The sequence below is a fragment of the Pacificoceanicola niger genome (genome assembly GCF_048553275.1).
Taxonomy (GTDB): Bacteria; Pseudomonadota; Alphaproteobacteria; order Rhodobacterales; family Rhodobacteraceae; genus Pacificoceanicola.
Genome location: NZ_JBLZMW010000049.1, coordinates 1 through 1,321, shown reverse-complemented (window position 1 = coordinate 1,321; position 1,321 = coordinate 1). Strand labels below are relative to the sequence as shown.

The window sequence follows — 1,321 nt, the reverse complement described above, 5'->3', positions numbered from 1 at the left end:
TGAACCGCGCCGGGTTTGCCGGAGGCTGATTGTCGTTAGTTACGCGGCCATGTTTTCAGTTTCCAGAGCTGCGTAGAAGTTGGCCTCTGCCTCGGCTGGCGGGATATTCCCGATGGGTTCGAGCAGGCGGCGGTTATTGAACCAGTCCACCCATTCCAAGGTCGCGTATTCTACGGCTTCGAAGCTGCGCCACGGGCCGCGGCGGTGGATGACCTCGGCCTTGTAGAGACCGTTGATGGTCTCGGCCAAGGCGTTGTCGTAGCTGTCACCCACACTGCCGACAGAGGGCTCGATGCCGGCTTCGCCCAGCCTCTCGGTGTAACGAATGGATAGGTATTGCGACCCTCTATCGCTATGATGGACCAGCCCCATGGCCTTTGTCGGCCGCCGGTCATGGACCGCCTGCTCCAGAGCATCCAGGACGAACCCGGTCTGCGCAGAGGTGCTGGCACGCCAGCCGACGATCTTGCGCGCATAGGCATCGATGACGAAGGCGACATACACAAAGCCCTTCCAGGTCGGAACATAGGTGAAGTCACTGACCCACAGCATGTTCGGCGCGGGGACGCGGAACTCACGGTTCACCTTGTCCAGAGGACATTGGGCCTTCTTGTCCGGGATCGTCGTCCGGTGCGGTTTTCCGCGGATGATGCCCTGAATGTCCATGTCCTTCATCAGCCTCGCCACCGTGCAACGAGCGACATCAAAGCCCTCCCGGACCAGCTGTCGCCAGACCTTGCGGACGCCGTAGACCTTGTAGTTCTCCTCCCAGACGCGTTCGATCTCGGGCCGCAGGGCGGCATCACGACGGGCACGATCTGACAACCGGGCCGGGTCAGCCCGTTTCGCTTGGCGATCATAGTAGGTGGAGGGGGCGATCGGCAGCACCGTGCAGATCGGCTCGACCCCGTGCGCATCACGATGCGCCTCAATGAAATCCACCATCACTTCGACCGGCGGTCGAGCTCCGCCATCGCAAAATATGCCGACGCCTTGCGCAGGATCTCGTTGGCTTGGCGCAGCTCGCGGTTCTCGCGTTCTAAAGCCTTCATCTTCTCGGCCATCTCGCTGGGAACGCCTGCACGTTTACCGCTGTCGACCTCGGCCTTCTTGACCCAGGCGTTCAGCGTATTCGCCGAACATCCGATCTTAGCAGAAATCGACGTGATCGCCTGCCAGCGAGAGCCATGCTGGCCCTCGTGATCAAGGACCATCCGCACGGCGCGCTCGCGCACCTCAGGGGAAAACTTGTTGGTTGTCTTGCTCATGATGCTCCACCTTACTCAGGAGTTGGAGCCTCCGGCAAACCCGGCGCGGTTCA

At 61.2% G+C, this 1,321-nt stretch carries 1 protein-coding gene and 1 other annotated feature; the gene reads right to left on the bottom strand.

Going from position 1 to position 1,321, the window contains the following annotated elements:
• Positions 1 to 39: 39 nt before the first annotated feature.
• Positions 40 to 1,268, bottom strand: a protein-coding gene (locus ACN2XU_RS24190; RefSeq protein WP_419412892.1) for an IS3 family transposase whose coding sequence is annotated in 2 segments (ribosomal slippage) — positions 40 to 980 and positions 980 to 1,268 — 1,230 coding nt in all. Because the reading frame shifts where the segments join, the coding sequence is not laid out codon by codon here.
• Positions 871 to 987, bottom strand: a sequence feature (AL1L pseudoknot). Its footprint overlaps the gene before it by 117 nt.
• Positions 1,269 to 1,321 lie beyond the last annotated feature (53 nt).